This window comes from Pseudomonas sp. FEN, assembly GCF_904067045.1.
Classification (GTDB): Bacteria; Pseudomonadota; Gammaproteobacteria; order Pseudomonadales; family Pseudomonadaceae; genus Aquipseudomonas.
Map to the genome: position 1 here is coordinate 187,379 of NZ_CAJFDC010000036.1, position 22,736 is coordinate 210,114.

At 62.4% G+C, this 22,736-nt stretch carries 23 protein-coding genes; 17 read left to right on the forward strand and 6 right to left on the reverse strand.

Annotated elements, in window-relative coordinates; all coding sequences use genetic code 11:
* Positions 1 to 62: 62 nt before the first annotated feature.
* Positions 63 to 707, reverse strand: a complete 645-nt coding sequence (locus PFEN_RS24530) for an HAD family hydrolase (protein ID WP_191489214.1) — start codon at positions 705 to 707, stop codon at positions 63 to 65.
* 28 nt (positions 708 to 735) lie between these two features.
* Positions 736 to 1,284, reverse strand: coding sequence for a gamma carbonic anhydrase family protein (locus PFEN_RS24535; protein WP_191489215.1), 549 nt, complete (start codon positions 1,282 to 1,284; stop codon positions 736 to 738).
* A 63-nt stretch (positions 1,285 to 1,347) separates the two neighbouring features.
* On the opposite strand from PFEN_RS24535, the gene prlC reads away from it, so the two are divergent.
* Both prlC and PFEN_RS24545 read left to right on the forward strand, forming a co-directional pair.
* Positions 1,348 to 3,426: an oligopeptidase A gene (gene prlC, locus PFEN_RS24540; protein WP_191489216.1), complete on the forward strand. Its 2,079-nt coding sequence runs from the start codon at positions 1,348 to 1,350 to the stop codon at positions 3,424 to 3,426.
* Complete coding sequence (locus PFEN_RS24545; protein ID WP_191489217.1) at positions 3,423 to 3,710, forward strand: YheV family putative zinc ribbon protein; 288 nt, start codon at positions 3,423 to 3,425, stop codon at positions 3,708 to 3,710. The genes prlC and PFEN_RS24545 overlap by 4 nt, the downstream gene beginning before the upstream one ends.
* Positions 3,711 to 3,764: 54 nt before the next feature.
* Here PFEN_RS24545 and PFEN_RS24550 read toward each other — a convergent pair whose 3' ends face one another.
* Positions 3,765 to 4,409, reverse strand: coding sequence for a dual specificity protein phosphatase family protein (locus PFEN_RS24550; protein ID WP_191489218.1), 645 nt, complete (start codon positions 4,407 to 4,409; stop codon positions 3,765 to 3,767).
* 302 nt (positions 4,410 to 4,711) lie between these two features.
* Here PFEN_RS24550 and PFEN_RS24555 point away from each other — a divergent pair, with 302 nt between their 5' ends.
* The 6 genes from PFEN_RS24555 to PFEN_RS24580 all read left to right on the forward strand — a co-directional run bounded on the left by PFEN_RS24555 (position 4,712) and on the right by PFEN_RS24580 (position 12,336).
* Positions 4,712 to 5,452: a gluconate 2-dehydrogenase subunit 3 family protein gene (locus PFEN_RS24555; RefSeq protein ID WP_191489219.1), complete on the forward strand. Its 741-nt coding sequence runs from the start codon at positions 4,712 to 4,714 to the stop codon at positions 5,450 to 5,452.
* A 2-nt stretch (positions 5,453 to 5,454) separates the two neighbouring features.
* On the forward strand, positions 5,455 to 7,239 hold the full coding sequence (locus PFEN_RS24560) for a GMC family oxidoreductase (RefSeq protein ID WP_191489220.1): 1,785 nt from the start codon (positions 5,455 to 5,457) through the stop codon (positions 7,237 to 7,239).
* Positions 7,240 to 7,251: 12 nt separating this feature from the next.
* Positions 7,252 to 8,526: a cytochrome c gene (locus PFEN_RS24565; RefSeq protein WP_191489221.1), complete on the forward strand. Its 1,275-nt coding sequence runs from the start codon at positions 7,252 to 7,254 to the stop codon at positions 8,524 to 8,526.
* A 131-nt stretch (positions 8,527 to 8,657) separates the two neighbouring features.
* A complete protein-coding gene (locus tag PFEN_RS24570) occupies positions 8,658 to 9,716 on the forward strand; it encodes a PA0069 family radical SAM protein (protein WP_191489222.1) in 1,059 nt (352 codons plus the stop codon).
* 257 nt (positions 9,717 to 9,973) lie between these two features.
* A complete protein-coding gene (locus PFEN_RS24575) occupies positions 9,974 to 10,705 on the forward strand; it encodes a carbonic anhydrase (RefSeq protein WP_191489223.1) in 732 nt (243 codons plus the stop codon).
* A gap of 95 nt (positions 10,706 to 10,800) precedes the next feature.
* A complete protein-coding gene (locus PFEN_RS24580) occupies positions 10,801 to 12,336 on the forward strand; it encodes a SulP family inorganic anion transporter (protein WP_191489224.1) in 1,536 nt (511 codons plus the stop codon).
* Between the two features lie 197 nt (positions 12,337 to 12,533).
* Here PFEN_RS24580 and PFEN_RS24585 read toward each other — a convergent pair whose 3' ends face one another.
* Entirely contained in the window at positions 12,534 to 13,184 is a 651-nt protein-coding gene (locus PFEN_RS24585; RefSeq protein WP_191489225.1) for a hypothetical protein, read from the reverse strand.
* A 372-nt stretch (positions 13,185 to 13,556) separates the two neighbouring features.
* Between PFEN_RS24585 and coxB the strand changes: the two genes are divergently transcribed.
* The 4 genes from coxB to PFEN_RS24605 all read left to right on the forward strand — a co-directional run bounded on the left by coxB (position 13,557) and on the right by PFEN_RS24605 (position 17,856).
* Positions 13,557 to 14,684 (forward strand): cytochrome c oxidase subunit II, encoded by a 1,128-nt coding sequence (coxB, locus tag PFEN_RS24590; RefSeq protein ID WP_191489226.1) that lies wholly within the window; start codon positions 13,557 to 13,559, stop codon positions 14,682 to 14,684.
* Positions 14,685 to 14,781: 97 nt separating this feature from the next.
* Positions 14,782 to 16,377, forward strand: coding sequence for a cytochrome c oxidase subunit I (gene ctaD / locus PFEN_RS24595; protein WP_191489227.1), 1,596 nt, complete (start codon positions 14,782 to 14,784; stop codon positions 16,375 to 16,377).
* A 3-nt stretch (positions 16,378 to 16,380) separates the two neighbouring features.
* Positions 16,381 to 16,929, forward strand: coding sequence for a cytochrome c oxidase assembly protein (locus tag PFEN_RS24600; protein WP_191489228.1), 549 nt, complete (start codon positions 16,381 to 16,383; stop codon positions 16,927 to 16,929).
* Positions 16,930 to 16,962: 33 nt separating this feature from the next.
* The gene (locus PFEN_RS24605) at positions 16,963 to 17,856 is read left to right on the forward strand and encodes a cytochrome c oxidase subunit 3 (protein WP_191489229.1); all 894 of its coding nucleotides are present in this window, start codon (positions 16,963 to 16,965) and stop codon (positions 17,854 to 17,856) included.
* A gap of 20 nt (positions 17,857 to 17,876) precedes the next feature.
* Here PFEN_RS24605 and PFEN_RS24610 read toward each other — a convergent pair whose 3' ends face one another.
* Positions 17,877 to 18,080 (reverse strand): twin transmembrane helix small protein, encoded by a 204-nt coding sequence (locus PFEN_RS24610; RefSeq protein WP_191489230.1) that lies wholly within the window; start codon positions 18,078 to 18,080, stop codon positions 17,877 to 17,879.
* Positions 18,081 to 18,151: 71 nt separating this feature from the next.
* Here PFEN_RS24610 and PFEN_RS24615 point away from each other — a divergent pair, with 71 nt between their 5' ends.
* Genes PFEN_RS24615 through PFEN_RS24635 form a run of 5 tightly spaced genes read left to right on the forward strand, consistent with a single transcriptional unit; the run spans position 18,152 to position 22,066 of the window.
* Positions 18,152 to 18,898: an SURF1 family protein gene (locus tag PFEN_RS24615; RefSeq protein WP_191489231.1), complete on the forward strand. Its 747-nt coding sequence runs from the start codon at positions 18,152 to 18,154 to the stop codon at positions 18,896 to 18,898.
* Entirely contained in the window at positions 18,864 to 19,457 is a 594-nt protein-coding gene (locus tag PFEN_RS24620) for a hypothetical protein (protein WP_191489232.1), read from the forward strand. The genes PFEN_RS24615 and PFEN_RS24620 overlap by 35 nt, the downstream gene beginning before the upstream one ends.
* A 10-nt stretch (positions 19,458 to 19,467) precedes the next feature.
* Positions 19,468 to 20,547 (forward strand): COX15/CtaA family protein, encoded by a 1,080-nt coding sequence (locus tag PFEN_RS24625; RefSeq protein ID WP_191489233.1) that lies wholly within the window; start codon positions 19,468 to 19,470, stop codon positions 20,545 to 20,547.
* Positions 20,535 to 21,434 (forward strand): heme o synthase, encoded by a 900-nt coding sequence (cyoE, locus tag PFEN_RS24630; protein WP_191489234.1) that lies wholly within the window; start codon positions 20,535 to 20,537, stop codon positions 21,432 to 21,434. The genes PFEN_RS24625 and cyoE overlap by 13 nt, the downstream gene beginning before the upstream one ends.
* Complete coding sequence (locus tag PFEN_RS24635) at positions 21,431 to 22,066, forward strand: SCO family protein (protein ID WP_191489235.1); 636 nt, start codon at positions 21,431 to 21,433, stop codon at positions 22,064 to 22,066. The genes cyoE and PFEN_RS24635 overlap by 4 nt, the downstream gene beginning before the upstream one ends.
* A gap of 226 nt (positions 22,067 to 22,292) precedes the next feature.
* On the opposite strand, the gene PFEN_RS24640 is transcribed toward PFEN_RS24635, so the two are convergent.
* The gene (locus tag PFEN_RS24640) at positions 22,293 to 22,718 is read right to left on the reverse strand and encodes a VOC family protein (RefSeq protein WP_191489236.1); all 426 of its coding nucleotides are present in this window, start codon (positions 22,716 to 22,718) and stop codon (positions 22,293 to 22,295) included.
* Positions 22,719 to 22,736 lie beyond the last annotated feature (18 nt).

Below are 22,736 nucleotides of genomic sequence, written 5' to 3' on the forward strand. Positions count from 1 at the left end.
TCGCAGCCGAACGCGGGCAAGCCCGCTCGCCACAATTGATGGTCGGCGCCCAGTCCGACGTCTTACATAAACGCCTGATGCAGCTGTGCCAGCGTCTGGAAATGATGAGCCGGTTGCTGCGCACTCAACTCCTCGAAACTGCCAAACCCATACCCCACCGCCGCGGCGTCCAGGCCATTGCGTTGCGCGCCGATCAGGTCGTGCTTGCGGTCGCCGATCATCAGCGTATTGCGCGGCTCCAACCCTTCTTCGGCGATCAGGTGGGCAATCAGCTCGACCTTGTCGGCTCGCGTTCCGTCCAGCTCACTGCCGTAGATCACCTTGAAGTGCCGGGCAAAATCGAAATGTCGGGCGATCTCCCGGGCAAACACCGAGGGCTTGGACGTGGCGATATACAGTGTGCGCCCTTGCCCGCCCAACAGCTCCAGTAGTGGTGTAACCCCCTCGAATACGCGGTTTTCATACAGCCCGGTGACCTTGAAGCGCTCACGGTAGAAGTCCACTGCTTCCCAGGCCCTGGCCTCGTCAAAACCGTAGAACTGCATGAAGGCCTGCAACAGCGGCGGCCCGATAAAGTGTTCGAGCTTGCCGAGGTCCGGCTCCTCGATCCCCAGTTTGCCCAGCGCATACTGGATCGAACGGGTGATGCCCTCGCGTGGATCGGTCAGGGTGCCGTCGAGGTCGAACAGAATCGTCTGGTAATGCATGGGGTGTCCTGGACTGTGCAAAGAATGATCAACCGACCTGATGGTAACCTTCGGCCATGTGCTGATCCTTGAGTTTCACGTAGTTCGCCGCACTGTAGGTGAAAAACGCCCGTTCCTTGTCCGTCAGCGCGCGGGCCTGCTTGACCGGGCTGCCGACGTAGAGAAAGCCGCTTTCCAGGCGCTTGCCCGGTGGCACCAGGCTGCCGGCACCGACGATCACCTCGTCCTCGATGACCGCGCCGTCCATGACGATGCTGCCCATGCCGATCAGGATCCGGTTGCCCACCGTGCAGCCATGCAGCATGACCTTGTGGGCGATGGTCACGTCGTCGCCGATCAGCAGCGGGAACCCCTCGGGGTTGAAGGGCCCGGCGTGGGTGATGTGCAGCACGCAGCCGTCCTGCACGCTGGTGCGCTGGCCGATGCGGATGCGGTGCATGTCGCCGCGGATCACGGTCAGTGGCCAGATGGAGCTGTCGGCGCCGATTTCGACGTCGCCGATCACCACCGCCGAACGGTCGACAAAGGCCCGTTCACCCAGTGCCGGCGTGTGGTTCTGATAGGTACGAAGGGTCACGATAGACGCTCTCTTTAGTGGTTGATAGCTGCGGTCGACGTCGATTGTAATTAAGATGGGCAGATGTTTCTTCCAGCCAAGGTGCCAACCGTGAGCGTGAACAACCCTCTTCTGCAGTCCTACGACCTGCCGCCGTTCTCGGCGATCCGCGCCGAACACGTGCTGCCGGCCATCGAACAGATCCTGGCGGACAACCGTGCGGCCATCGCTGCTATTCTGGCAAGCCAAGGCCAGCAGCCTACCTGGGCCGGATTGGTCCTGGCGATGGATGAACTCAATGATCGCCTGGGCGCCGCCTGGAGCCCGGTCAGCCACCTCAATGCGGTGTGCAACAGCGCCGAACTGCGCGAAGCCTATGAGGCCTGCCTGCCCGCCTTGAGCGCCTACTCCACCGAACTGGGCCAGAACCGTGAACTGTTCCAGGCCTTCGAAGCCCTGGCGAACAGTCCCGAGGCCAGCAGTTTCGACGTGGGCCAGAAAACCATTCTCGAACACTCCCTGCGCGACTTCCGCCTGTCGGGTATCGACCTGCCGCCCGAGCAGCAGAAGCGCTACGCCGAGGTGCAGAGCAAGCTTTCCGAACTGGGCAGTCGTTTTTCCAACCAGTTGCTCGACGCGACCCAGGCCTGGACCCGGCACATTACCGATGAGGCCGGTCTTGCCGGATTGAGCGAGTCCTCCCGGGCGCAGATGGCCGCCGCGGCCCAGGCCAAGGGCTTGGACGGCTGGTTGATCACCCTGGAATTCCCCAGCTACTACGCGGTGATGACCTACGCCCAGGACCGTGCGCTGCGCGAAGAGGTATACGCCGCCTACTGCACCCGCGCCTCGGACCAGGGCCCGAACGCCGGCCAGTACGACAACGGTCCGGTGATGGAAGAGATCCTCGACCTGCGCCAGGAACTGGCGCAATTGCTGGGCTTCGCCAACTTCGCCGAATTGAGCCTGGCGACCAAGATGGCCAATTCCGGCGATCAGGTGCTGACCTTCCTGCGCGACCTGGCCAAGCGCAGCAAGCCGTTCGCCGCCCAGGACCTGCAACAGCTCAAGGCTTATGCCGCCGAGCAAGGCTGCGCGCAACTGCAGAGCTGGGACAGCGGGTACTACGGCGAGAAGCTGCGTGAGCAACGCTACAGCGTTTCCCAGGAAGCCCTGCGTGCCTACTTTCCGATCGACAAGGTGCTGGGCGGGCTGTTCGCCATTGTCCAGCGCCTGTACGGTATCGAGATTGCCGAGCAGAGCGGTTTCGACAGTTGGCACCCGGATGTCCGCCTGTTCGAAATCAAGGAGAACGGCGAGCACGTCGGGCGTTTCTTCTTTGACCTCTACGCCCGTGCCAACAAGCGTGGCGGTGCCTGGATGGACGGTGCCCGCGACCGTCGGCGTACCATCGATGGCGTCCTGCAGAACCCGGTGGCCAACCTGGTGTGCAACTTCGCCCCGGCCGATAGCGGCAAGCCCGCGTTGCTGACCCATGATGAAGTCACCACCCTGTTCCATGAATTCGGCCATGGCCTGCATCATCTGCTGACCCGTATCGAGCATGCCGGTGTGTCCGGCATCAACGGCGTGGCCTGGGATGCCGTGGAGTTGCCGAGCCAGTTCATGGAAAACTGGTGCTGGGAGCCCGAAGGCTTGTCGCTGATCTCCGGTCACTACGAAACCGGCGAGCCACTGCCCCAGGACCTGTTGGAGAAAATGCTCGCGGCGAAGAACTTCCAGTCTGGGTTGATGATGGTTCGCCAACTGGAATTCTCGCTGTTCGACTTCGAACTGCATGCCACCCATGGCGACGGCCGCAGCGTGGCGCAGGTCCTCGAAGGTGTGCGCGACGAGGTCTCGGTGATGCGTCCGCCGGCCTACAACCGTTTCCCCAACAGCTTTGCGCATATTTTCGCCGGCGGTTACGCGGCGGGTTACTACAGCTACAAGTGGGCGGAAGTACTCTCGGCCGACGCGTTCTCCAGGTTCGAGGAAGAGGGGGTACTGAATGAGCAGACCGGGCGGGCTTTCCGTGAAGCAATCCTGGCGCGTGGCGGTTCCCAGGAGCCGATGCTGCTGTTCGTCGACTTCCGTGGTCGCGAGCCGTCGATTGACGCACTCTTGCGTCACAGCGGCCTGAGCGAGGATGCCGCGGCATGAGCGAGGTACCCGTGATCAAGACCAAGAAGCGCTTTATCGCCGGGGCGGTCTGCCCGGCGTGCAGCGAGCCGGACAAATTGATGATGTGGAGCGAAAACGACGTTCCACACCGTGAGTGCGTGGCCTGCGGTTATGCCGATACCCTGAACGAGCAAGGCTTGTCAGTGCCCAAGGAGTTGGGCACGCGGGTCAACACCGTGGCGGTCAAGCCGGCGCAGGACAGCAAGGTCCAGACCGTGCAGTTCTTCCCCAATCCCAAGCTGAAGAAGCCGGACGGCCAGTAAACGCCGAAGTGCTGTCTGCCGAGCCGGGTCACGCCCGGCTCATCCCCCCGGCAATCACTCGACAGTTGCGGACTTGAGCCAGCTTTTCACCGCGCAGGTGGCATAAGGATTGGTGCTGCAGGCGCCGCTGGCCAGGGCTTCGCGCAGCTTGTCGATATGCGCCTGCATCATGTAGCGGATGCTGTCCTTGAAGTGGGGGCTGTCGCCGAACCCGCCCATGATCATCTCGCTCAGGGCCTCCTCCTTGCTCCAGCCCTGGATCACCACACGGTACATCGCCGCCATCAGGCCGGTGCGTTCCGAGCCCTGTTTATCGTGGATCAACACCGAACCCTTGTTCTCGGCGTCCCTGATCGCCCGCAGAATCGTCAACACATCGGCGTCGTCGACATGGCCGGTCCGGTAAGGCAGCTGCACCTGTTTGATGCCAGGGTCCGATAACCAGCTGGAATCGGCGTCCGGCTGGAAGTTGATCACGGTGGTGATGTTCAGCTTGGCCAGGATCGGCACGGCGTTGCGGTCCGGCAAGGTGCTGCGGTAGAGCGTCGGGGTCATCTGGTTGAGGTTGTATTGGTTGCCCACCGGGGTTGCCCATTGTGCCGGGCGTTGGCCGCTGCTGTCGTCTGCCTGGGCCACGGGCAACAGCAAGCCGGTGAAGCAGATCAGGCCCAGGGCGGAAAGGAAACGAACGATCGACATATGGACGGCGCCCGGAAAGAGAGAACTCGACATTGCCCTATAGCATTGATTTTCCCGGATCAAAAGCCTGTGAGTCGAGTGTCAAAGATTCGTGAGAGGGACGGAACAGGTGTTGGATAAAGCCCGGGATTTTAAGCTGAATCGGTTCATCTTGATGCTTAGGCTGCTATCATTTGTAACTAAAGGTTGCTGTGATGTGCTCTATCTGAGGTGCCTCGATAGAAACCGCGACCCGAAAAAGACAGGTTGCTCAATTGAAGTGGCCGATTATTCCCTGCGTACATGATGAGTGAGGTAGCGCCATGTCTGATCAAGATCGAGATAACCCGCGGCGTGAGTTTTTGCGCAAAACCCTGACCTTGATCCCGGTGGTGACCGTGGCGAGCACCGCGCTGGGCAGCAGTGTCCTGCAGGCCGCATCGCAAGCGACGCCCGCTACCCCCGACAAGGCGCCGGTCAACGCCGGGCATTATGAACCGACCTTCTTTACCGCCGAGGAATGGGCCTTTCTCAATGCCGCCGTGGCCCGCCTGATTCCGGCCGACGCCCAAGGCCCGGGCGCCCTGGAAGCCGGTGTCCCGGAATACATCGATCGGCAAATGAACACGCCCTATGCCAGTGGTGCCCTGTGGTTCATGCAGGGCCCCTTCGCCGCCGACGCGGCGCCCGAGATGGGCTGGCAAAGCAAACTGGTGCCCCGGGAGATCTATCGCCTGGGTATCGCCGCCACGGAGGCCTGGTGCAAAAAGCTGCATGGCTCAACCTTTGCTGGGCAAGACAGCGCTACCCAGGACGCCTTGCTCAAGCAACTGGAGGCCGGCGACGCGCCTTTCGACAGCGTTCCGCCGAAGATTTTCTTCAGTTTTCTGCTGCAAAACACCAAGGAAGGGTTCTTCTGCGACCCGATCCATGGTGGCAACAAAGGCCTGGTGGGCTGGACCCTGATCGGCTTCCCCGGCGCCCGCGCCGACTTCATGGATTGGGTTGAACGCAACGAGCAGTACCCCTTCCCGGCTGTATCCATTCGCGGCGAGAGGGCGTGAGCATGGCGATTCAAATGAACAAGGTCGACGCGGTGATCGTTGGTTTCGGCTGGACCGGGGCAATCATGGCCAAGGAGCTGACCGAAGCCGGACTCAACGTCGTGGCCCTGGAGCGGGGGCCGATGCAGGACACCTACCCCGATGGCAATTACCCACAGGTGATCGACGAGCTCACCTACAGCGTGCGCAAGAAACTCTTCCAGGACATCTCCAAGGAAACCGTCACCATTCGCCATAGCGTCAATGACATAGCCCTGCCGAACCGTCAGCTCGGCGCGTTCCTGCCGGGCAACGGCGTGGGTGGCGCCGGCCTGCACTGGTCGGGCGTGCACTTCCGGGTCGATCCCATCGAGCTGCGCATTCGCAGTCATTACGAAGAGCGTTACGGCAAGCACTTCATTCCCAAGGACATGACCATCCAGGACTTCGGCGTGAGCTACGAAGAGCTGGAGCCGTTCTTCGACTACGCGGAAAAGGTCTTCGGCACCTCGGGTCAGGCCTGGACCGTCAAGGGGCAGGTGGTGGGCGCAGGCAAGGGCGGCAACCCCTACGCCCCGGATCGCTCCAATCCCTTTCCGCTGGAAGCGCAGAAGAACACCTATTCCGCGCAGCTGTTCCAGAAAGCCGCGAGCGAGGTCGGCTACAAGCCCTACAACCTGCCGTCGGCCAATACCTCCGGGCCCTACACCAACCCTTACGGTGCACAGATGGGGCCGTGCAATTTCTGCGGTTTCTGCAGTGGTTATGTCTGCTACATGTATTCCAAGGCGTCGCCGAACGTGAACATTCTGCCGGCGCTGCGGCAAGTGGCGAACTTCGAACTGCGACCCAATTCCCACGTGCTGCGGGTCAATCTCGACAGCAGCAAGCGCAAGGCCACCGGGGTGACCTACATCGACGCCCAGGGCCGCGAGGTGGAGCAACAGGCCGACCTGGTGATTCTCGGCGCTTTCCAGTTCCATAACGTGCGGCTGATGCTGCTGTCCGGCATCGGCAAACCCTACGACCCGCTCACCGGCGAAGGCGTGGTGGGCAAGAACTTCGCCTACCAGAACATGGCCACCATCAAGGCTTTCTTCGACAAGGACGTGCACACCAACAACTTTATCGGCGCCGGCGGCAACGGCGTGGCAATGGACGATTTCAACGCCGACAACTTCGACCACGGCCCCCACGGCTTTGTCGGCGGTTCGCCGATGTGGGTCAACCAGGCGGGCAGCCGACCGATTGCCGGGACCTCGAACCCGCCGGGTACGCCGGCCTGGGGCAGTGCCTGGAAACGCGCCACGGCGGATTACTACACCCACCAGGTGTCGATGGATGCCCACGGTGCACATCAGTCCTACCGGGGCAACTACCTGGATCTCGACCCGGTTTACCGTGATGCCTACGGCTTGCCGCTGCTGCGGATGACCTTCGACTGGCAGGAAAACGACATCAAGATGAACCGCTTCATGGTCGGGAAAATGAGCAAGGTCGCCGAAGCCATGAACCCCAAGTCGATTGCCCTGCTGGGCAAGCAGGTGGGCGAGCATTTCAACACCGCGTCCTACCAGACCACCCACCTCAACGGCGGCGCGATCATGGGCACCAACCCGAAGACCAGCGCCCTGAACCGCTACCTGCAATCCTGGGATGTGCACAACGTCTTCGTCCCCGGCGCATCGGCTTTCCCCCAGGGCCTGGGGTACAACCCCACCGGCCTGGTGGCGGCGCTGACCTACTGGTCGGCCCGGGCGATCCGCGAGCAGTACCTGAAAAATCCCGGCCCGCTGGTTCAGGCTTAAGGAGCGATGAACATGAAAGCATTGGTTATCGCCACCCTGGCGTTGTTGGGCAATGGCGCGGTCAGCGCCGCCGAAGCCGATCCGTCGGCCCTGATCAAGCAGGGTGAATACCTGGCGCGGGCCGGGGATTGCGTCGCCTGTCACACGGCCAAGGGCGGCCAGCCGTTCGCTGGCGGGCTGCCGATGCAGACGCCCATCGGCACGATCTACTCGAGCAATATCACGCCGGACAAAAGCGGGATCGGGGCCTACAGTTTCGAAGACTTCGACCAGGCGGTCCGGCATGGTGTGGCAAAGAACGGCGGCAGCCTTTACCCGGCCATGCCCTACCCGTCCTACGCCCGGGTCAGTGACGGCGATATGCAGGCGCTGTACGCCTACTTCATGAAGGGCGTGGCGCCGGTGGTCCAGGACAACAAGGCCGTCGATATCCCCTGGCCGCTGAGCATGCGCTGGCCGTTGGCGGGCTGGCGCTGGGCGTTCGCGCCGAAGGTGAGCGAACCCCCGGCCGCTGTCGGCGCGGACCCGGTAGTGAACCGCGGCGCTTATCTGGTGGAGGGCCTGGGCCATTGCGGGGCCTGCCATACGCCACGGGCCCTGACCCTGCAGGAAAAAGCCCTGAGCGCCAATGACGGCAGTGCATTCCTGGCCGGTGGCGCGCCGCTGGAAGGCTGGATCGCGAAAAGCCTGCGCGGCGATCACAAGGATGGCCTTGGCAGTTGGAGCGAAGCGCAACTGGTGCAGTTCCTCAAGACCGGTCGCAGTGAGCGCAGCGCGGTATTCGGTGGCATGAGCGACGTGGTGGTGCACAGCATGCAATACATGAGCGATGACGACCTGAACGCTATTGCCCGCTACCTCAAGAGCTTGCCGCCGACGGACCCTCAGGACACGCCTCACGCCTATGAGCCACAAGTCGCACAGGCACTGTGGAAAGGCGATGACCGCAAGGCGGGAGCATCGGTCTACATCGACAACTGCGCGGCCTGCCACCGTACCGATGGTCATGGCTACACCCGGGTGTTCCCGGCGTTGGCCGGTAATCCGGTGGTGCAATCGGCGGACCCGACCTCGTTGATCCATATCGTGCTCAAGGGCGGTACCTTGCCAGCGACCCATAGCGCGCCTTCCAGCTTCACCATGCCGGCGTTTGCCTGGCGACTATCGGACCAGGAAGTGGCGGATGTGGTCGGTTTCATTCGCGGCAGCTGGGGTAACCAGGGCGGCGCGGTGAAGGCCAGTGATGTGGCGACGTTGCGCAAGGAAGATATGCCGGCCAAGCCATAAAGCCCCGACAAGCCCTGCTCCTACAAGGTCTGTGTCCGGCGTCGCCATCGTGGCGGTGTCTGCCAGACGGTGCTAGGCAGATCGGCTTGGCTCCATTACTGTATATAAATACAGTAATGGAGCCGTCTCCGATGTTCACCCCCCTCCCACCCCGTGGCCGTGGCACCGCGACCAACCCGCACAACCGCTTCGCGCCCAATCGTTCGGTGGCCGAGGATGATGGTTGGTACCAGGAGGCTCCGCTGACCCAGGGCACCGAGGTGCGCATCGAGACGGCCAAATCCATCATCACCCGTAACAGCTCGCCGGACCTGCCCTTCGACCGCTCCATCAACCCCTATCGCGGTTGCGAGCATGGCTGCATCTACTGCTACGCACGCCCCAGCCATGCTTACTGGGATCTGTCGCCGGGGCTGGATTTCGAAACCAAACTGATCGCCAAGACCAACGCGGCCGCGGTGCTGGAGCAGCAATTGTCCAAGCCGGGCTATCGCGTCGCGCCGATCAACCTGGGCTCCAACACCGATCCCTACCAGCCGATCGAGCGTGAGTATCAGCTCACCCGGCGGACTCTCGAGGTATTGCTACGCTATCGGCACCCGGTCACCATCGTCACCAAGGGCTCGCTGATCCTGCGTGACCTCGACCTGCTGACGGAACTGGCGCGGCAGCGGCTGGTGGCGGTGATGATCAGCCTGACCAGCCTCGACGACGAACTCAAGCGCATCCTCGAGCCTCGCGCGGCGGCGCCCAAGGCGCGCTTGCGGGCCATCCGGGTGATGCGTGAAGCGGGCATTCCGGTGGGAGTGTTGTGCTCGCCGATGATTCCGATGATCAACGACGGCGAACTGGAAAGCCTGCTCACCGAGGCCCGCGACGCCGGTGCCCAGAGCGCCGCCTACATGATGCTGCGCCTGCCGTTGGAGGTCGCGCCGTTGTTCGAGGAGTGGCTGGCCGCCCATTATCCGCAGCGGGCGACCCACGTATTGAGCCTGATTCGCCAGAGCCGCGGTGGTGAACTCTACGACAGCAGGTTCGGTGCGCGGATGCGCGGCGAAGGGCCGTTTGCCGACCTGTTGGCGCAGCGCTTTGCCAAGGCGATCAAACGTCTGGGGCTGAACCGCCGCGAAGGGTTCAATCTGGATTGCACGGCGTTCTGCTCCCCCGGCGGGCAGATGTCGTTACTCTGAGCCATGACCCGGACGAAGGTGGCCTGGCGGTGTTTAGTCCGCGCCTATACTCTTTGAGCGCAAACCTGGGAAACTTCTGGAACGTCCGTCCTAGAGCCTCTGATTCAGCTTGAGTTAAGTTTTCGCAGCTATGGTGAGGCTGTCTGTTTCGTACAGGTGGCGCTCAAGGAGTCGAGCGCGTTGATCCGATGAGTGCTGGCCGCGAGCAAGCCAAATCTGGAAAATCCCCTTCAATCCGTCAGAAAAGAGGATGAATCATGAGTGACAAGGATAAACGGCTATCAGATGCGTCGGCTTCGGGGCTTCCCGGCTCCGAGAGTGCCGATGTGGCGCTGCAACATATTGTCGATGGCTTCCTGCATTTTCACCATGAAGTCTTTCCGCAACAGAAACAACTGTTCAAGAAGCTCGCCACGGCGCAGAACCCACGGGCGATGTTCATTGCCTGCGCCGACTCGCGCATCGTGCCCGAGCTCATTACCCAGAGTGCCCCCGGCGACCTGTTCGTGACCCGTAATGTCGGCAACGTGGTGCCACCCTACGGGCAGATGAACGGCGGTGTCTCGACCGCCATCGAGTATGCGGTGCTGGCCCTCGGTGTGCAGCACATCATTATCTGTGGGCATTCGGATTGTGGTGCCATGCGCGCGGTGCTCAACCCCGATAGCCTGGAAAAGATGCCCACGGTCAAAGCCTGGCTGCGTCATGCGGAAGTGGCGAAGACCATGGTTCATGAAAACTGCGACTGCGCCAACGAAAGCGAAAGCATGCACGTGCTCACCGAGGAAAACGTCATCGCTCAGTTGCAGCACTTGCGCACGCATCCCTCGGTGGCTTCGCGCATGGCCAACGGCCATTTGTTTATCCACGGTTGGGTCTACAACATCGAAACCAGCGAAATCAAAGCCTACGATGCTGATCGGGCCTGCTTCCTACCCCTCGATGGTACTCATCCGATCCCGAGTGCGACGCCCAAAGCCCGCTTCTAGCGCCTGAGGCCTCCTCAATCCATTAGGTTCAGCCACGACCGGCGTTCGAACGGTCGGGCTTTGCCATGCCTGAAGAAATCCTCAGGAGATTCATCATGCGTGCTGCGCAATTGAAAGCGATTTTGCCACGGGAGCTGCTGGCTTCCGTGGTGGTGTTCCTGGTGGCCCTGCCCCTGTGCATGGGGATCGCCATTGCGTCCGGCATGCCGCCGGCCAAGGGGCTGATCACCGGCATTATCGGTGGGTTGGTGGTCGGTTGGCTGGCGGGTTCGCCGTTGCAGGTCAGCGGTCCGGCCGCGGGCCTGGCGGTGCTGGTGTTCGAACTGGTACGTCAGCACGGCATGGCCATGCTCGGGCCGATCCTGTTGCTGGCCGGCCTGCTGCAATTGCTGGCCGGGCGCCTGCGCTTGGGCTGCTGGTTCCGGGTGACCGCCCCGGCGGTGGTCTACGGGATGCTCGCCGGTATTGGCGTGTTGATCGTATTGTCCCAGGTTCATGTGATGCTCGACGGCTCGCCCCTGCCCTCGGGGCTGGACAACCTGCTGGGCTTTCCGGCGGCCCTGGGCCAGGCGCTGTCCGGCGAAGGCACGGGCTGGCAGGCGGGTGCGTTGGGCCTGACGACGATCCTGGTGATGTGGCTATGGGACAAGCGCAAACCCCAGGCCTTGCGCTTTGTTCCGGGAGCGCTGCTCGGTGTCGGCCTGACAACCCTGGCGAGCCTGGTGCTGGCACTATCGGTCAAGCGGGTGGAGGTCCCGGCCAATCTGGCCGAAGCCATCGACTGGCTGCGGCCGGCCGACCTGCTCAACCTGGCCGATCCCAACCTGCTGATCGCGGCCTTTGCCGTGGCCTTTATCGCCAGCGCCGAAACCTTGCTGTCGGCCGCGGCGGTGGACCGCATGCACGACGGTCAACGCTCGGACTTCGACCGCGAACTGTCGGCGCAGGGCGTGGGCAATATGCTTTGCGGCCTGCTCGGGGCACTGCCCATGACTGGGGTGATTGTGCGCAGCTCGGCCAATGTCCAGGCCGGTGCCCGGACCCGTCTGTCGGCCATATTCCATGGTGTGTGGCTGCTGGCCTTTGTGTTGTTGCTGTCCAGTGTGCTGCAGAGCATTCCGGTGGCGAGCCTGGCGGGTGTGCTGGTGTATACGGGCATCAAGCTGGTGGACCTCAAGGCCTTTCGCGGCCTGGGACGCTATGGACGCATGCCGATGCTGACCTATGTGGCCACGGCCTTGGCCATTGTTTTCACTGACCTGTTGACGGGGGTGTTGATCGGTTTCGGCCTGACCCTGGCGAAGCTGGCCTGGAAAGCCTCGCGGTTGAAAATCAGCCTGGTGGACTTGCCCGCCGAGGGGGAGATGGAGCTGCGGCTGCTGGGGGCGGCGACGTTCCTCAAGGTGCCGGCGCTGACCCGGGTGCTGTCGACGATCCCGTCGGACACGGTGGTACATGTGCCGCTGGGCAATCTGAGCTATATCGACCACGCCTGCCTGGAGCTGCTGGAGGAGTGGGGCCGGGCCAACGCGGCCAAGGGGGCGCGGTTGGTGATCGAGTCCCATGGGTTGAAGCGGCGCCTGGAAGGGCGGCTGCGGACCACCGCGGGCATCGGTTCCGCAGCGGCCTGATGATGGTCTGGAAAACGCCACAAACCTTGTAGGAGCCGAGCTTGCTCGCGATCGGCTGCGCAGCAGTCGTAAAACCTGCGCATGCGGTGCATCTGGCACACCGAGTCAGCCGGATTACGGCCGCTGCGCAGCCGATCGCGAGCAAGCTCGGCTCCTGCAGGGGAGCGCATCAGGTCACGATCAACTGCGCCGTGGGTTCAAGCGCCGGGCTGCTCGAGCTCCAGCTCCACGCCCAACTGGCGCGACAGGCACGGCCAACGCTTCCACGCCGCCTCGGTATCCGGGCTGTGGAGACGCTCGCGATAGGCTTCCACCGACTCCAGGGCAAAGCTTTCTTCGTTGAGCATCTCATCGACCGCGTGATGCACCGCTTCGTCCAATTGGTTGGCGAAGGTCTCGCCGATCAACTGGTGGGCGATCAAGTTGGCCACGGTGATGTCCGAGGGAATCAGTGGCTGGCCGAAATGCTTGATATAGAGATCGTTGACCTCTTCCACCAGACGGTGTGCCAGATAGGCCTCATCCAGCAGGCCGTCGAGTCCGACATGACCTTCGAGAATCGGCGGGGGTTGCAGGAAAAACTGCTCGGCGATGCTCAGCACCGGCGTGATCTGCGATTCGATTCCGGCTTCGTGCGCCACCTCGTTGGCCGCATCCAGCAAGTCGGGAACCAGGTCAATGTAGGCTTTGACAAACCGTGTCAGCACACCTTTGGCGTCGACGTCCGGCAGTTGGATCGCAGGATGAAGATGTGGCAATTGAACCGCGAGTTGACGGGTCAACTGGCCGCTACTGGCCTCGTGTTGGTGGGCACGTTGAATCTGCTCGCGCAATGCGGCGGTGTTCATGAAAACTCCAGGGGGTACGACAAAGGGAAAATAGGGAGAGTACAAAGTAGCTGGGTTATAAAAGATGCTCAGACGCATTTGTAATAATTATTTCATGCTTATGTGCCTGGGTTATATCGATTTGCCACTGCTTCTGCTCGAACTCAGGTAATTCGTGGCCTCCAGCCCGGTTCAAAGTCGCGTTTCAGTTCATTTCCCTTATCGCATGGCGCGCTCCCGGTCGCTGTCTATACTCGATTTGGTATGGAGTTAGCTGATGACGCCCGGCTGCATGTGCAGGTCAGGCCGAATGGTCCGCTTACGCAGTACGACCATTCCCTTGGCCGCGGGTGAAAGCCGGCGGGATAACAAGAACGATAAGGGGAACCCGCAATGATGCGACATCCACGAGTCTGGATGGGCCTCCTGTTGTGGTCGATATTCAGTCAGGCGCAGGCTGCCTGGACCGTGAATATGGCGCCTGGAGCGACGGAAGTCAGTCACGAGATCTTCGATCTGCACATGACCATTTTCTGGATCTGTGTGGTGATCGGTATCATCGTGTTCGGTGCCATGTTCTGGTCGATGATCATGCACCGACGCTCCACCGGCCAGGTGGCGGCCAAGTTCCACGAAAGCACCACAGTGGAAATCCTCTGGACCATCGTGCCGCTCCTGATCCTGGTGGGGATGGCGGTTCCCGCCACCGCCACGTTGATCAAGATGTACGACACCAGCGAGTCGGATGTCGATATCCAGATCACCGGCTATCAATGGAAATGGCACTACAAATACCTGGGCCAGGATGTCGAGTTCTTCAGCAACCTGTCCACCCCCGCCGAACAGATGCATAACCAGGCCCCCAAGGGGGAAAACTATCTGCTGGAAGTCGATCAGCCGTTGGTGTTGCCGGTGGGCGCCAAGGTCCGTTTCCTGGTGACCTCCGCCGACGTGATCCATTCCTGGTGGGTGCCGGCCTTCGCCGTCAAGCGCGATGCCATCCCGGGGTTCTTCAATGAAGCCTGGACCCGGGTCGACAAGCCTGGCATCTACCGTGGGCAATGCTCCGAACTGTGCGGCAAGGACCACGGCTTCATGCCGGTGGTGGTCGATGTCCGCCCCAAGGCCGACTACGACAGCTGGTTGGCCGAACGCAAGGCCGAATCCGCCAAGCTCAAGGAGCTGACCAGCAAGGAGTGGACCCTCGACGAGCTCAAGGAGCGCGGCGACAAGATCTACCACACCACCTGCGTGGCCTGTCACCAGGCCGAGGGTCAGGGCTTGCCGCCGATGTTCCCGGCACTGAAGGGCTCGAAGATCGCCACCGGGCCGAAAGAAGACCATTTGCACCGGGTGTTCTTCGGCAAGCCGGGCACCGCCATGGCAGCCTTCGGCAAACAGCTGTCGGAAGTCGATATCGCCGCTGTCGTGACCTATGAACGTAATGCCTGGGGCAACAACAAGGGCGATATGGTCACGCCCAAGGAAGTCCTGGCACTGAAGCAGACGGAGGGCAAATGAACAGCTCCCAAATGAACAGCGCCGTTGCATGTTCGCTGAATCGGTCGGGGCCCAGCTTCCCGGGCCAAGCCGTTCCCCCGTTTGCAGGAGACAGGACATGAGTGCAGTGATCGATGACCATGGCCATGCCGGTCATGATGAACACGCCCACGGTCCGGCCAAGGGCCTGATGCGCTGGGTGTTGACCACCAACCACAAGGATATCGGCACGCTGTACCTGTGGTTCAGCTTCGCCATGTTCCTGCTCGGCGGTTCCTTCGCCATGGTGATCCGCGCCGAGCTGTTCCAGCCGGGGCTGCACATCGTCGAACCGGCGTTCTTCAACCAGATGACCACCATGCACGGCCTGGTGATGGTCTTCGGTGCGGTGATGCCGGCCTTCGTCGGCCTGGCCAACTGGATGATCCCGCTGATGATCGGCGCGCCGGACATGGCCTTGCCGCGCATGAACAACTTCAGCTTCTGGTTGTTGCCGGCGGCGTTCGCGCTGATGGTCTCGACCCTGTTCATGCCCGGCGGCGGGCCGAACTTCGGCTGGACCTTCTATGCGCCGCTGTCGACCACCTACGGCCCGGAGAGCGTGACCTTCTTCATCTTCGCCATTCACATGATGGGCATCAGTTCGATCATGGGCGCGATCAACGTGATCTCGACCATCCTCAACCTGCGCGCGCCGGGCATGACCCTGATGAAGATGCCGCTGTTCGTCTGGACCTGGCTGATCACCGCGTTCCTGCTGATCGCCGTGATGCCGGTGCTGGCGGGGTGCGTGACCATGATGCTGATGGACATCCACTTCGGCACCAGTTTCTTCAGCGCCGCCGGTGGCGGTGATCCGGTGCTGTTCCAGCACGTGTTCTGGTTCTTCGGTCATCCCGAGGTGTACATCATGATCCTGCCGGCGTTCGGCGCGGTCAGTGCGATCATCCCGGCGTTTTCCCGCAAGCCGCTGTTCGGCTACACCTCGATGGTCTATGCCACGGCGAGCATCGCCTTCCTCTCGTTCATCGTCTGGGGGCACCACATGTTCGTGGTCGGCATCCCGCTGGTCGGCGAGCTGTTCTACATGTACGCGACCATGCTGATCGCGGTGCCGACCGGGGTGAAGGTGTTCAACTGGGTCAGCACGATGTGGCAAGGGTCGCTGACCTTCGAGACACCAATGTTGTTCGCGGTGGCCTTCGTCATCCTGTTCAGCATCGGCGGTTTCTCCGGGCTGATGCTGGCGATGGCGCCGGCGGACTTCCAGTACCACGGCACCTATTTCGTGGTGGCGCATTTCCACTATGTGCTGGTGCCGGGGGCGATCTTCGGGATCTTCGCCTCCGCCTATTACTGGCTGCCGAAGTGGACTGGCCACATGTACGACGAAACCCTTGGCAAGCTGCACTTCTGGCTGTCGTTCGTCGGCATGAACCTGACCTTCTTCCCGATGCATTTCGTCGGCCTGGCGGGGATGCCGCGGCGGGTACCGGACTACAACCTGCAGTTCGCCAACTTCAACATGGTGTCGTCGATCGGCGGCTTCATGTTCGGGGTGACGCAACTGCTGTTCCTGTTCATCGTCATCAAGTGCATTCGCAGCGGGCCACCGGCTCCGGCCAAGCCCTGGGATGGCGCGGAGGGCCTGGAGTGGAGCATTCCGTCACCGGCGCCGTATCACACCTTCACCACGCCGCCGGAAGTGAAATAAGCCATGGCCGACTCGATCTCGCTCAAACGCCTGGTCACACGCCTGTTGCTGGTGGTGGTAGCGATGTTCGCCTTCGGCTTTGCCCTGGTGCCGCTGTACGACGTGATGTGCAAGGCCTTCGGGATCAACGGCAAGACTGCCGGGCAGTATGAAGGCGAGCAGGTGGTCGACCTGTCGCGGCAGATCGGCGTGCAGTTCCTTTCGACCAATGCCGCCGACATGGTCTGGGAGTTCTATCCCAAGGCCGACCAGTTGAGCGTGCATCCCGGCGCGGTCAACGAGATGTTGTTCGTGGCCTACAACCCCACCGACCAGGTGATGAAGGCCCAGGCCATCCCGAGTATTGCCCCGGCGAATGTGGCGGTGTACTTCCACAAGACCGAATGCTTCTGCTTCACCCAGCAGACCCTGCAGCCCGGGCAGCGCATCGAGATGCCGGTACGTTTCATCGTTGACCGCGACATGCCCAGGGATGTGAAGCACCTGACGCTGGCTTACACGCTGTTCGACATCACCGCCCGCAACCCGCCCGTGGCGCGTACCGGCGGCTAGGACATTTGGCGTGCCCGATAAGGAGAACAATAAATGGCGATTCATGAGCACTACTACGTACCGGCCCAGAGCAAGTGGCCGATCATTGCCACGCTCGGCATGCTGGTCACGATGTTCGGCCTGGGTACCTGGTTCAACGACCTGAAGGCGGCGCGCCCGGATTCCCACGGCCCGTTGATTTTCTTCGTCGGCGGACTGCTGCTGGCCTATATGCTTTTCGGCTGGTTCGGCACGGTGATCAAGGAAAGTCGCGCCGGGCTCTACAGCGCCCAGATGGACCGTTCGTTCCGCTGGGGCATGAGCTGGTTCATCTTTTCCGAAGTGATGTTCTTCATCGCCTTCTTCGGCGCGCTGTTCTACGTGCGCAATCTGTCCGTACCCTGGCTGGCTGGCGACGGTGGTGCGAAGGGGCTCATCACCCACGCGTTGTGGCCCGACTTCCAGAACGCCTGGCCGTTGCTGCACAACCCCGACCCGAAACTCTTTCCGGGACCGAAGGAAACCATCAGTCCCTGGGGTTTGCCGCTGCTCAATACGGTACTGCTGGTCAGTTCGAGCGTCACCGTGACCATCGCCCACCATGCGCTGAAGAACGGCCATCGCGGCGCCCTGAAACTCTGGCTGGCGATCACCGTGCTGCTGGGGTTGGCGTTCCTGACCTTCCAGGCCAAGGAATACATGCATGCCTATCACGAACTGGGGCTGACCCTGGGTTCGGGCATCTATGGCGCGACCTTCTTCATGCTCACCGGTTTCCACGGTGCCCACGTGACCATTGGCACCCTGATCCTGTTCGTGATGCTGATGCGGGTCATGCGCGGGCATTTCAATGCCGAACATCAATTCGGCTTTGAAGCGGCCAGTTGGTATTGGCACTTCGTCGACGTGGTCTGGATCGGCCTGTTCGTCTTCGTCTATGTCCTCTGAGCCTTGCCGGGCCCTGGGGCTTACCAGGGCGCCGAGGACACCAGTTGGCCGCTGAAGAAGCCCCAACTGATCAAGGCCAGGGTGATCACTGCAAACCCGACCCGGACGGTGAGGGCATTGACCAGGCGCTTGGAATGCGCGCCGTCCTTCACCAGGAAGAACAGGCCGCTGAACAGGCTGGCCACCGTGGCCAACAGCATCAGGACTATCGCCGCTTTCAACATGGTGAGACTCCGGGGGAGATGCGCATGCAATTGAGTATAGCGAGTCGCATAGTTGTCGCCGGGGGGCGGCCATGAAGCGCTTTTATCCCGGCATCGCACCGACGTTGGTGGTGCTCGTGCTGTTGCCGTTGCTGGTCTGCCTGGGGTTCTGGCAGTTGAGTCGCGGCGAGCAGAAACGCGTACTGCTGGAAAACCATGCCCAGCGCCGTACCGCCGAGCCGGTGGCCGGCGACCAGTTGAAAGCCTTGCCCGATCCGGCGTTCCGGCGGGTACGGCTGAGCGGTCAGTTTGACGCCGAACACAGCTACCTGCTGGATAACCGCATGCGTGACGACCGGGTCGGCGTGGAGCTGTTGCAACCGTTCCACGACGAGGCCAGTGGCCTGTGGCTGCTGGTCAATCGAGGTTGGTTGCCCTGGCCGGATCGGCGCACGCCGCCGCGGTTCAGTACCCCCACGCAACGGCTGGAGCTCGGTGCCTGGGTGTATGTCTCGCCCGGCGCGACTTTCCAGTTGGGCAGCGACCCGGCCAATGCGAGCTGGCCGCGCCTGGTGACCCTTATCGAGCCGGACAAGCTCTGGGCGGAGCTGGGGCGAAGCGGCTTCAGCTATGAGCTGCGCCAGGAGTCCGGCCCGGCGGCCTATCAGACCGACTGGCCGGTGGTGTCCGAAGGCATGGGGCCGGAAAAACACGTGGCCTATGCCGTGCAGTGGTTCGCCATGGCACTGGCGTTGTTCGGCCTTTATCTCTACCTCGGATGGCATAACGCAAGGGAGAAACACCATGGGAGCGGCCATGAATCCACTGAACACAGCTGAAGCCCCGAACCCGCCACGGCGCGGCCGGGGGCGCTGGCAACTGATCCTGATCCTGCTGGTGGTGGTCGGACCGATGGTGCTCGCCACCGGCATGTACAAGCTGCAGTTCTGGGTGCCGGAGAGCCGCAGCTATCACGGCGAATTGATCGGCAACGGGGAAAGCCGCGTCGACCTTGGGGTGCAGGCCGACGAACAGCGCTGGCAGATGCTGGTGACGGCGCCGCGGGACTGTGCGCTGGACTGCCAGCAACTGGTCTACCTGGCGCGGCAGATCCAGATCGCCCTCGGGCGCGAAGCCTCTCGGGCCAGCCATGCCCTGGCGACGGCGCAACCCCTGGAGGTGATGTACGACGCCAAGCTCAAGCGCGAATATCCGCAGTTGCAACGCTACTCGCTGGATCTTGCGGCCTATGAGCGGGAGGCCAAGGGCAGCGACGCGGCGCAACTGTGGATCATCGATCCGCACGGCAACCTGGTGCTGCGCTACGACGCCCGGGTCAAGGGCAAGGACCTGCTCAACGACCTGGTGCAACTGCTGAAACTGTCGAATATCGGATGAGGGCATCGTCATGGCCAAGCCTGGATTTCGCCTCGCGTTGTTTGCCACGCTGCTGGCGCTGCTCGTCGTCCTGCTGGGCGCCTACACCCGGCTGACCCACGCCGGCCTGGGCTGCCCCGACTGGCCGGGCTGCTACGGCTTTATCAGCGTGCCCAACAGTGAAGCCCAGCTGGCCCATGCCGAGCTGCATTTCCCCGATGCCCCGGTGCAAGCCCACAAGGGCTGGAACGAGATGGTCCACCGCTACTTCGCCGGGACGTTGGGGCTGCTGATCGTGCTGTTGGCCGCGCGCTCCTGGCATGAGCGTCGACGTGACGGGCAACCGCTGAAACTGCCGCTGTTCCTGTTGGGGGTGGTTTTCGCCCAGGCGGCCTTCGGCATGTGGACGGTGACGCTCAAACTCTGGCCCCAGGTAGTGACGGCGCATCTGCTCGGCGGCTTTGCCACCTTGAGCCTGCTGTTCCTGTTGACCTTGCGCCTGTCCGGCGTGCTGCCGGCGCTGGCGGTGCCGCGGCGCTTGCAGCGCTGGGCCACGGCCGGGCTGTTGCTGGTGATCCTGCAGATCGCCCTCGGCGGCTGGGTCAGCTCCAATTATGCGGCGGTGGCCTGCATCGACCTGCCGACCTGTCACGGGCAATGGTGGCCGAACGCGGATTTCGCCAACGGTTTTCACTTGACCCAGCATATCGGCCCCAACTATCTGGGCGGCCAGCTCGACAGCGAGGCGCGCACGGCGATTCACCTGACCCACCGCATCGGCGCCCTGCTGGTGACCCTGGTGCTGCTGGGGCTGGCCTGGCAACTGCGGGCGGTGGGCATGACCCGGCTCGCGGGGCTGCTGTTGCTGGCGCTGGCGGCGCAGATCAGCCTGGGCCTGAGCAACGTGTACTTTCATCTGCCGCTGCCGGTGGCCGTGGCGCACAATGCCGGCGGCGCCGCCTTGCTGCTGACGCTGGTGCTGATCAACTACCACGCGCGCACCGCGCTGGTCCGGGTGCGGGCGCAAGCGCCGGCACGTTGGCGCCTGAGTCCGCGTAAAGCGGTCCACGCGCCCATCACGATCAAAGGAGAGATGCCGTGGCGACTGTAATTGGCGAGCGTCAGGCCCAGGCCCTCTGGCGCGACTACCTGGAACTGACCAAACCCAAGGTGGTGGTGCTGATGCTCATCACCTCGCTGGTGGGCATGTTTCTCGCGACCCGCGCCGGCGTGCCCTGGACCGTACTGGTGTTCGGCAACCTCGGCATCGGCCTGTGTGCCGGCGGCGCGGCGGTGGTCAACCATGTGGTGGATCGGCGCATCGATGCGCTAATGGCCCGTACCCACAAGCGGCCGCTGGCCCAGGGACGGGTATCGCCCGTGGCGGCGCTGAGTTTCGCGCTGCTGCTCGCGGTACTCGGACAGGCTACGTTGCTGGCCTTCACCAACCCGCTGACGGCCTGGCTGACCCTGGCCTCGCTGCTCGGTTACGCGGTGATCTACACCGGCTTTCTCAAGCGCGCCACGCCGCAGAATATCGTGATCGGCGGTCTGGCCGGGGCGGCGCCGCCGTTGCTCGGCTGGGTCGCGGCCACCGGCCATGTCAGCGCCGAACCGCTGTTGCTGGTGCTGATCATCTTCGCCTGGACCCCGCCGCACTTCTGGGCCCTGGCCATCCACCGCAAGGAGGAATACGCCAAGGCGGATATCCCGATGCTGCCGGTGACCCATGGCGAGCATTACACCAAGGTGCATATCCTGCTCTACACCTGTGTCCTGCTGGCGGTCAGTCTGCTGCCGTTCGTGATCCATATGAGCGGCCTGCTCTACCTGGTCTGCGCCACGCTGCTGGGGGCACGCTTCCTGCGCTGGGCGTGGGTGCTGTACCGTGGCAGTCAGCCGCATGCGGCGATCAACACCTTCAAGTACTCTATCTACTACTTGTTCCTGCTGTTTATCGCGCTGCTTGTCGATCACTATCTATTGTTGAATCTATGACTCGAGTTCAGAAAACCGTTTTCATTCTCGTCGCCGTGGTGGCCCTGGTCCTGGGCTTGACGGTCAACAAAGTGCTCCATAACCAGCGTCAGGGCGAACCTGCGGCGATGATCGATGCGGGGATTATCCTGCTGCCCCAGAGCCGCTCGCTGCCAGGGGTGAAGATGATCGATCAGAACGGCCAGTCGGTGCCGATCGACGAACTCAAGGGTAAATGGACCCTGCTGTTCTTCGGCTACACCTTTTGCCCGGACATCTGCCCGACCACCCTCGCCCAACTGCGCCAGATCAAGAGTGAGTTGCCCAAGGACGTGCTCGGTCAGTTGCAGGTGATCCTGGTGAGCGTGGACCCGAACCGCGATACGCCGGCGCAGCTCAAGCAGTACCTGGGTTATTTCGATCCCGACTTCCGGGGGCTGACGGCGGGTTCGATCGACGACCTGCAGAAGCTCGCCAACGCGGTGAGTATTCCGTTCATTCCGGCGGACACCAGCAAGCCCAACTACACCGTCGACCATAGCGGCAACCTGGCGATCGTCGGGCCGGACGGTACCCAGCGCGGTTTTATCCGCGCGCCGTTGAACAACCAGAAGCTGGTGGCGCAGTTGCCGGATTTGCTCAAGCGCAAATAACCGACTTCCGTGGCGAGCGGGCTTGTCGGAACGCCGCAGCGCCGCGCTCGGCTGTGCGGCAGTTGCAAAACCGGCTACCTCGATTTACCTGCTGCACTGGGTTCGCCGGTTTTAGGGCCGCTTCGCGGCCCAGCGCGGGCAAGCCCGCTCGCCACAAGACAGCACTCCGATTCAAATTTCCTTAACTGAACGGGATTAGGGCCAGCCAGCTCCACAATGACGGAGGTTACTTGGCGAACATCTGCCCGATATCCTTGAAGGCCTTGAACTCCAGGGCATTGCCGCACGGGTCGAACAGGAACATGGTCGCCTGTTCGCCGACCTGGCCCTTGAAGCGCACGTAGGGTTCGATCACGAAGCGGGTGCCCCTCTGCTTCAGGCGTTCAGCCAGCGCTTCCCACGCCGCCCATTCCAACACCACGCCGAAATGCGGCACTGGCACGTCGTGGCCATCCACCGGGTTGCTCAGCGCCTGTTCCTGGGCCGCGCTCTTGGCCTGATAGTGAATCACCAACTGGTGGCCAAAGAAGTCGAAGTCCACCCAGTGATCGCTGCTGCGTCCCTCCGGGCAGGCAAAAACGTCGCCGTAGAAATGTCGGGCCGCCGCCAAGTCATGGACCGGGATTGCCAGGTGAAACGGTGAAAGCGCCATGTCGGATACCAGGCTTGG

Coding starts and splice junctions, on each gene's coding strand:
- PFEN_RS24530 (WP_191489214.1), bottom strand. CDS start 707: ATGCATTACCAGACGATTCTGTTCGACCTCGACGGCACCCTGACCGAT.
- prlC (WP_191489216.1), top strand. CDS start 1,348: ATGTTTCTTCCAGCCAAGGTGCCAACCGTGAGCGTGAACAACCCTCTT.
- PFEN_RS24545 (WP_191489217.1), top strand. CDS start 3,423: ATGAGCGAGGTACCCGTGATCAAGACCAAGAAGCGCTTTATCGCCGGG.
- PFEN_RS24550 (WP_191489218.1), bottom strand. CDS start 4,409: ATGTCGATCGTTCGTTTCCTTTCCGCCCTGGGCCTGATCTGCTTCACC.
- PFEN_RS24555 (WP_191489219.1), top strand. CDS start 4,712: ATGTCTGATCAAGATCGAGATAACCCGCGGCGTGAGTTTTTGCGCAAA.
- PFEN_RS24560 (WP_191489220.1), top strand. CDS start 5,455: ATGGCGATTCAAATGAACAAGGTCGACGCGGTGATCGTTGGTTTCGGC.
- PFEN_RS24565 (WP_191489221.1), top strand. CDS start 7,252: ATGAAAGCATTGGTTATCGCCACCCTGGCGTTGTTGGGCAATGGCGCG.
- PFEN_RS24570 (WP_191489222.1), top strand. CDS start 8,658: ATGTTCACCCCCCTCCCACCCCGTGGCCGTGGCACCGCGACCAACCCG.
- PFEN_RS24575 (WP_191489223.1), top strand. CDS start 9,974: ATGAGTGACAAGGATAAACGGCTATCAGATGCGTCGGCTTCGGGGCTT.
- PFEN_RS24580 (WP_191489224.1), top strand. CDS start 10,801: ATGCGTGCTGCGCAATTGAAAGCGATTTTGCCACGGGAGCTGCTGGCT.
- PFEN_RS24585 (WP_191489225.1), bottom strand. CDS start 13,184: ATGAACACCGCCGCATTGCGCGAGCAGATTCAACGTGCCCACCAACAC.
- coxB (WP_191489226.1), top strand. CDS start 13,557: ATGATGCGACATCCACGAGTCTGGATGGGCCTCCTGTTGTGGTCGATA.
- ctaD (WP_191489227.1), top strand. CDS start 14,782: ATGAGTGCAGTGATCGATGACCATGGCCATGCCGGTCATGATGAACAC.
- PFEN_RS24600 (WP_191489228.1), top strand. CDS start 16,381: ATGGCCGACTCGATCTCGCTCAAACGCCTGGTCACACGCCTGTTGCTG.
- PFEN_RS24605 (WP_191489229.1), top strand. CDS start 16,963: ATGGCGATTCATGAGCACTACTACGTACCGGCCCAGAGCAAGTGGCCG.
- PFEN_RS24610 (WP_191489230.1), bottom strand. CDS start 18,080: ATGTTGAAAGCGGCGATAGTCCTGATGCTGTTGGCCACGGTGGCCAGC.
- PFEN_RS24615 (WP_191489231.1), top strand. CDS start 18,152: ATGAAGCGCTTTTATCCCGGCATCGCACCGACGTTGGTGGTGCTCGTG.
- PFEN_RS24620 (WP_191489232.1), top strand. CDS start 18,864: ATGGGAGCGGCCATGAATCCACTGAACACAGCTGAAGCCCCGAACCCG.
- PFEN_RS24625 (WP_191489233.1), top strand. CDS start 19,468: ATGGCCAAGCCTGGATTTCGCCTCGCGTTGTTTGCCACGCTGCTGGCG.
- PFEN_RS24635 (WP_191489235.1), top strand. CDS start 21,431: ATGACTCGAGTTCAGAAAACCGTTTTCATTCTCGTCGCCGTGGTGGCC.
- PFEN_RS24640 (WP_191489236.1), bottom strand. CDS start 22,718: ATGGCGCTTTCACCGTTTCACCTGGCAATCCCGGTCCATGACTTGGCG.